The 6392-nt window shown below is 30.6% G+C and carries 9 protein-coding genes and 1 riboswitch; of the genes, 7 read left to right on the top strand and 2 right to left on the bottom strand.

All coding sequences use genetic code 11. The features are described from left to right. Positions 1-270 precede the first annotated feature (270 nt). The 5 genes from HMPREF3125_RS05235 to HMPREF3125_RS05215 all read left to right on the top strand — a co-directional run bounded on the left by HMPREF3125_RS05235 (position 271) and on the right by HMPREF3125_RS05215 (position 3734). Positions 271-657: a toprim domain-containing protein gene (locus HMPREF3125_RS05235; protein ID WP_017637478.1), complete on the top strand. Its 387-nt coding sequence runs from the start codon at positions 271-273 to the stop codon at positions 655-657. Beyond that, a complete protein-coding gene (locus HMPREF3125_RS05230) occupies positions 650-946 on the top strand; it encodes a thioredoxin family protein (RefSeq protein WP_046466487.1) in 297 nt (98 codons plus the stop codon). The genes HMPREF3125_RS05235 and HMPREF3125_RS05230 overlap by 8 nt, the downstream gene beginning before the upstream one ends. A 57-nt stretch (positions 947-1003) precedes the next feature. After that, positions 1004-1106, top strand: a riboswitch (SAM riboswitch). An 88-nt stretch (positions 1107-1194) separates the two neighbouring features. After that, positions 1195-2220, top strand: a complete 1026-nt coding sequence (locus HMPREF3125_RS05225; RefSeq protein WP_070452380.1) for a methionine ABC transporter ATP-binding protein — start codon at positions 1195-1197, stop codon at positions 2218-2220. Further along, positions 2213-2908, top strand: a complete 696-nt coding sequence (locus HMPREF3125_RS05220; RefSeq protein ID WP_070452377.1) for a methionine ABC transporter permease — start codon at positions 2213-2215, stop codon at positions 2906-2908. Before HMPREF3125_RS05225 ends, HMPREF3125_RS05220 begins: the two co-directional genes overlap by 8 nt. Before the next feature lie 16 nt (positions 2909-2924). Further along, on the top strand, positions 2925-3734 hold the full coding sequence (locus HMPREF3125_RS05215; protein ID WP_029055610.1) for a MetQ/NlpA family ABC transporter substrate-binding protein: 810 nt from the start codon (positions 2925-2927) through the stop codon (positions 3732-3734). Between the two features lie 87 nt (positions 3735-3821). On the opposite strand, the gene HMPREF3125_RS12800 is transcribed toward HMPREF3125_RS05215, so the two are convergent. Next, positions 3822-3995 (bottom strand): hypothetical protein, encoded by a 174-nt coding sequence (locus tag HMPREF3125_RS12800; protein ID WP_156156324.1) that lies wholly within the window; start codon positions 3993-3995, stop codon positions 3822-3824. Between the two features lie 152 nt (positions 3996-4147). Here HMPREF3125_RS12800 and HMPREF3125_RS12475 point away from each other — a divergent pair, with 152 nt between their 5' ends. Beyond that, entirely contained in the window at positions 4148-4321 is a 174-nt protein-coding gene (locus HMPREF3125_RS12475) for a CsbD family protein (protein WP_017637472.1), read from the top strand. Positions 4322-4386: 65 nt separating this feature from the next. Here the strand turns inward: HMPREF3125_RS12475 and HMPREF3125_RS05210 are convergent, their stop codons facing one another. Then, positions 4387-5247 (bottom strand): polyprenyl-phosphate transporter PopT, encoded by an 861-nt coding sequence (locus HMPREF3125_RS05210; protein ID WP_070452374.1) that lies wholly within the window; start codon positions 5245-5247, stop codon positions 4387-4389. Between the two features lie 320 nt (positions 5248-5567). Here HMPREF3125_RS05210 and sufC point away from each other — a divergent pair, with 320 nt between their 5' ends. After that, positions 5568-6329 carry a Fe-S cluster assembly ATPase SufC gene (gene sufC / locus HMPREF3125_RS05205; protein ID WP_070452371.1) on the top strand — a complete coding sequence of 254 codons (762 nt, stop codon included), beginning with the start codon at positions 5568-5570 and terminating at the stop codon, positions 6327-6329. The last annotated feature ends 63 nt before the right edge of the window (positions 6330-6392 follow it).

Here is a 6392-nt window from a genome sequence, read left to right as displayed (position 1 = left end):
ATCTTTAGATTTTAGAAGCACTTATGCACTAGAGAAAACTAGTGCTACCCAATAATGATTGGTATCTATGCCTATAAATTAAAACTTGAAATAAAGTAAAAGTGTTACTTAATTAAAAACTAATAACACAGTAATACATAAAGTTAGTTTTAATTATGTAAGGAAAATATTAAGAGAAATTAAAGTTTAATGATATATGTTTGATAAATAACACTACAGTGGAAATATATAGTGATAGCTAATTATTGATTTTTCAAAGGGTGAATCATTATGACTATTGTGAATAAGGTAATTATTGTTGAAGGTAAATCAGATAAGAAAAGATTACAACAAGTCATTGCAGAACCAGTTAACATTATTTGTACGCATGGTACTATGAGTATTGATAAAATTGATGATATGATAGAGTCACTTTATGGCAAGCAAGTTTTCGTTTTAGCCGATTCCGATGATGAAGGTGATCGTATTAGAAAATGGTTTAAGCGATACTTGAGTGAGTGTGAACATATATTTGTAGATAAAACCTATTGTGAAGTAGCTAATTGTCCTAAAAATTATTTAGCAAATGTACTTACTAAACATGGTTTTAACTGTAAAAAAGAAAAGCCCCTCATGTCTAATTTAAAAACTGAAAGGTTAGTTTTAGTAAATGAATAAAACAATAGAAGTAGATGATGTAACTGAAAATTTTGGTGAGGAAAAACATTTGATATTTGGGTATACTCCAACTTGTGGAACTTGTAAAGTATCAGAAAGAATGCTGGATATCGCTAATGAAATATTAAATCTTCCAGTTAAAAAAATCGATTTGAATTTTCATCCGAAATTTAGTGAAGACCACCAAATTATGTCAGTACCAGTATTAATGTTAATGAATAAGGATAAAGAATCGAAAAGAATATATGCTTTTAGATCAGTTCCTTATTTGTTAGAAAATTTAAAATAATGATTGACGAATTTCTACCTGGATGGTAGGATTAAATCAAATTAAATAATGCTTACACTCTTATCGAGAGAGGTGGAGGGATGTGCCCTACGAAGCCCGGCAACCGTCTAATATAGAAATGGTGCCAATTCACATAAAGTCAAACTTTAGAAGATGAGAGAAAGATATTTTTCAATGCTTTCTCTAACACCTTAAAGTTTAGAGAAAGCATTTTTTAATTGTTAGAAGTTAAACAAGGAGGCATTAACGTGATTGAGTTAAAACAATTAGTTAAACAATATCATACGAAAAACAAAGACGTACTTGCTGTAGATCACGTTGATTTAAATATTGAATCTGGTTCGATATTTGGCGTTGTCGGTTTTTCTGGAGCAGGAAAAAGTACATTGATTAGAATGTTTAATAATTTAGAAACTCCAACCTCAGGTGATGTTATTATCGATGGCGACAGTATTAGTAAATTAACTAAATCAGATTTACGTAAAAAGCGTCAAAAAGTGAGCATGATTTTCCAACACTTTAATTTATTATGGTCAAGAACCGTACTAAAAAATATCACATTTCCTTTAGAAATTGCTGGCGTTTCAAAAGGCGAAGCAAAAAGGAAGGCTAACGAACTTATTGAACTTGTAGGTTTAAAAGGCCGAGAAAATGCATATCCTTCTGAATTATCTGGAGGTCAAAAGCAAAGAGTAGGTATCGCTAGAGCATTAGCAAACAATCCAACTGTTTTACTTTGTGATGAGGCTACAAGTGCATTGGACCCTCAAACAACAGATGAGATACTTGATTTATTATTAAAAATACGAGAACGACAAAATTTAACTATCGTCTTAATCACACATGAAATGCATGTAATACGACGTATTTGTGATGAAGTTGCAGTAATGGAAAACGGACGTGTTATCGAGCAAGGTCAAGTAAGTCAAGTGTTTGAAAACCCACAACATGAAGTTACTAAACGTTTTGTTAAAGATGATTTAAACGATGATTTTGAAGAATCATTGGATGATTTAGAACCACTTAGTGAAGATTCTTACATAGTTAGATTGAACTTCAATGGCGAGAATACAACACAACCGATTGTTTCATATATTACTAAAAAACATAATGTAGATTTGAATATTTTAGAAGCTGATATCAAAAACACAAGAAATGGTACTTTAGGTTTCTTAGTCGTCCACATACCGCATATAAGTTCTGAAAATTTCGAAGATTTTAAATCTAATCTTGGTGAACAACATGTAAATGTGGAGGTGTTAAGACATGGATAATTCATTTAGTGATATTTTAAAAGAAATGGTCACAATGCCTAATGTGCAATGGCCAGATGTTTGGCAAGCCATAGTTGAAACACTTTATATGACTGTAGTATCAACTATTTTCGCATTTATTTTTGGATTAATTTTAGGTGTATTACTATTTTTATCAGCTAAGAGCGAATCTAAAACAGCAAGAGTCTTTTATTCAATTGTTTCATTCATAGTGAACTTATTTAGAGCAATTCCATTTATCATCTTAATCTTGTTATTAATACCATTTACAAGTGTAGTACTAGGAACTATTAGTGGACCAACGGGTGCATTACCTGCATTAATAATTGGTTCAGCACCATTCTATGCAAGATTAGTAGAAATAGCTTTCAAAGAAATAGACAAAGGGGTTATTGAAGCGGCTTGGTCAATGGGGGCAAATACTTGGACTGTGGTTAGAAAGGTATTACTTCCAGAAGCGATGCCAGCATTAGTATCTGGACTTACTGTCACAGCGATTGCTTTAGTAGGATCTACTGCAATTGCAGGTGTAATTGGCGCAGGAGGTTTAGGTAACTTAGCTTATTTAACTGGTTTTACTCGAAATCAAAATGATGTCATTTTAGTTTCAACAGTATTCATTTTAATTATTGTATTCATCATTCAATTTATTGGTGATTTGATTACAAATAAAATAGATAAACGCTAAAAAAGGGGAGAAATCAATGAAGAAAATCTTAGGTATTTTATTATTATTAACGTTGACTGTAGCACTTGCAGCTTGTGGTGGAAAAGGAAGCGATAAAACAATTAAAGTTGGAGCTTCACCAGCACCACATGCTGAGATTCTAGAAAAAGCTAAACCATTATTAGAGAAAAAAGGGTATAAATTAGATATCAAAACAATTAACGATTATACAACTCCAAACAAATTATTAGATAAAGGCGAATTAGATGCCAACTTCTTCCAACACACGCCTTACCTTAAAACTGAAAGTAAAGAAAAAGGCTATAAAATTGAATCAGCAGGTAACGTTGAGTTAGAACCAATGGCTGTTTATTCTAAAAAATATAAAAGCTTAAAAGATTTACCAAAAGGGGCAACAGTTTACGTTTCTAACAACCCAGCAGAACAAGGACGTTTCTTAAAATTCTTCGTAGATGAAGGTTTAATCAAAATTAAAAAAGGCGTTAAAATTGAAGATGCTAAATTTAGTGACATAACTGAAAATAAAAAAGATATTAAGTTTAATAACAAACAATCAGCAGAATTTTTACCTAAAATTTATCAAAAACAAGATGCTGACGCTGTTATCATCAATTCAAACTATGCACTTGATCAAAAATTAAATCCTAAAAAAGATTCAATCGCATATGAAAAAGCTAAAGACAATCCATATGCTAACTTAATTGCAGTTAAAGATGGACATAAAGACGATAAGAAAATCAAAGCTTTAATGGAAGTATTACAATCTAAAGAAATTAGAGATTACATTAATAAAGAGTACGATGGTGCGGTTGTACCAGCAAAATAATTAGCATAATAATAAATCCTCAAGTCACTTTGACTTGAGGATTTTTGTGTGAATAAGAATTTAAAGATAGACCTAAACTCTTATTTACTATAAACGCATTAAGCCATTGATAAGCAGAATTAATGAAGCAATTAATAATAAAATAGAAGGTACGAATGTACTTTTGTTTTTGGAGTGGCGAGATAGTTGGGCTCTAATAATTAAAATAATAGCGATCAAAATTAAAATAGCACTAATACCATAAATGAAAATAGAAAACACTACAGATACCTCCTCGCCAATAGCGTAACATAACTATATATTTAATATACTCATATAATAAGTTGATAAAAAATAAAAGTATGTTTAATTTTTATAGGTCGTGGTATTTAATAATCGTAACAATTGATAAATATTTCAAGGAGGAATTCAAAATGGCTGAAGATAAATTCGAACAAGCAAAAGGTAATGTAAAAGAAACTGTAGGTAACGTTACTGACAATGAAAACCTTGAAAAAGAAGGTAAAGAAGATAAAGCTTCTGGTAAAGTGAAAGAAACAGTTAACAACGTTATTGATAAAGTTAAAGGTAATAAAGAAGATAAATAGATAATATTAAGGCTCTCTTACACATGATGTGTTTGAGAGCCTTTTTTGTTTTAATACTTTTTTGCCTATATACTTTCTTCGTTTTTAGCAGTTATCTGACCAAGAATGTAACTAACGATAAAACCTATAATTAACGTTAGTATAGAGATTATCCATGTTACCAATGATGTTGGTATTCCAGGAAATACAGCATAAATTGATCCGACAACAAATCCAATTATTAATGCGAATGTTACGGTTGTATGATGATGTAATAAATACTGGATGAGTTTACTAGAAATTAAAAATCCAGACAATATACCTAAACCTACTATTAAAAGTATTGGTAAAGCATCGAAATTAAATTTTACTAGTTCTGATATAGCAAACATAACCGTCCCGTATGCTCCGAAAATAAGTAACATAAATGACCCTGATATACCTGGAAGAAGCATTGCACTAGAAGCACATATACCTGCAATATAATATTTAATAATAAGACTAGTATTTAAAGATAATGTCTCTCCTGCGTGTTTGTCTCCACTATTTAATAAGGTCATGATGACTAGTAATGCGATGCCTATTAAAACGACAATATAATGTTTCGTTTTAAAAGTTGTTTTGAAATGTGACACTTTAAGAAGGTAGGGAATGATGCCAATAATTAAACCAGTAAAAAAGAACATAGTAGGAACTTCGTGCGCACTTAAAAGGTAGTTGAATAAATTACTTAAAATACCTATAGCTAATAGCATACCAATTACAATAGGTAATAAAAATTTAAAGCTAGGCCAAAATCTTTTCGAAAATAAACCACTTATTGAACTGATAAAGCCATCATAAATACCTAGCAAAAGTGCAATCGTTCCACCACTGACTCCTGGCACTAAATCACTTGTACCCATGCCAAATCCTTTAATCAAATTTATCCATTTGAAGTTTTTCATTAATGACTCCTTTCTTAACCTGTAAGGTTAAAGTGAATCATATCATAATTATTGATTTAAAGTTAAATAAATCTACTATTTGTCTAAAAAATGGCTATTGAGAAATTAACGGTTTTCGTTATCATTTGAAATAACATTAAACTATAGATAAAAATAATTTTTTTAAAAGAATTACTCTAATTTATCGGTTTAAAAAGTTTATATTAACCTGTAAGTACGTTATAATATAGTAGATTGAAAATTCCAAAGGCTTTTTGACTATAGATTAAAATTATTATAAACTAGTTAAGAAAACTTTATATTTTATGGAGGGAATATAAATGTCATCAACATTAGAAATTAAAGACCTACACGTGTCTATTGAAGATAAAGAAATTTTAAAAGGCGTTAATTTAACAATTAATACTGGGGAAATTCATGCCATTATGGGACCAAATGGTACAGGTAAATCAACATTATCATCTGCAATTATGGGTCATCCAAGCTATGAAGTAACAAAAGGTGAAGTGTTACTTGATGGTGTTAATATTTTAGAACTTGAAGTTGATGAAAGAGCAAAAGCTGGATTATTCCTAGCAATGCAATATCCTTCAGAAATGACTGGTGTAACAAACGCCGATTTCATGCGTTCAGCAATTAATGCAAAACGTGAAGAAGGTCAAGAAATTAACTTAATGCAATTTATCAAAAAATTAGATAAAGAAATGGATTTCTTAGACATTGATCAAGACATGGCTCAACGTTACTTAAATGAAGGTTTCTCAGGCGGAGAGAAAAAACGTAATGAAATCTTACAATTAATGATGTTAGAACCTAAATTTGCTATTTTAGATGAAATTGACTCAGGTTTAGATATTGACGCTTTAAAAGTAGTGTCTAAAGGTATCAATCAAATGCGCGGAGAAGACTTCGGTGCATTAATGATTACGCACTATCAACGTTTATTAAACTACATCACACCTGACAAAGTACATGTTATGTATGGTGGTAAAGTTGTTAAATCTGGTGGACCAGAATTAGCAAAACGCCTTGAAGAAGAAGGTTATGAATGGGTTAAAGAAGAATTTGGTGCTACTGAATAGTCGAGATTAATCTATCGATTTAAAGCTCGTTGAGATGTTCGTATAAATGATGAAACTGAACAT

It is taken from the genome of Staphylococcus sp. HMSC13A10 (assembly GCF_001808005.1).
In the GTDB taxonomy this organism is placed as follows: Bacteria; Bacillota; Bacilli; order Staphylococcales; family Staphylococcaceae; genus Staphylococcus; species Staphylococcus pasteuri.
This window is presented reverse-complemented; position numbering and strand designations above follow the sequence as displayed.

What these genes read in the sequence shown, in the direction of transcription:
- HMPREF3125_RS05230 (WP_046466487.1), top strand. Translation starts at nt 650, where the DNA reads ATGAATAAAACAATAGAAGTAGATGATGTAACTGAAAATTTTGGTGAG.
- HMPREF3125_RS05215 (WP_029055610.1), top strand. Translation starts at nt 2,925, where the DNA reads ATGAAGAAAATCTTAGGTATTTTATTATTATTAACGTTGACTGTAGCA.
- HMPREF3125_RS12475 (WP_017637472.1), top strand. Translation starts at nt 4,148, where the DNA reads ATGGCTGAAGATAAATTCGAACAAGCAAAAGGTAATGTAAAAGAAACT.
- HMPREF3125_RS05210 (WP_070452374.1), bottom strand. Translation starts at nt 5,247, where the DNA reads ATGAAAAACTTCAAATGGATAAATTTGATTAAAGGATTTGGCATGGGT.
- HMPREF3125_RS05220 (WP_070452377.1), top strand. Translation starts at nt 2,213, where the DNA reads ATGGATAATTCATTTAGTGATATTTTAAAAGAAATGGTCACAATGCCT.
- sufC (WP_070452371.1), top strand. Translation starts at nt 5,568, where the DNA reads ATGTCATCAACATTAGAAATTAAAGACCTACACGTGTCTATTGAAGAT.
- HMPREF3125_RS05235 (WP_017637478.1), top strand. Translation starts at nt 271, where the DNA reads ATGACTATTGTGAATAAGGTAATTATTGTTGAAGGTAAATCAGATAAG.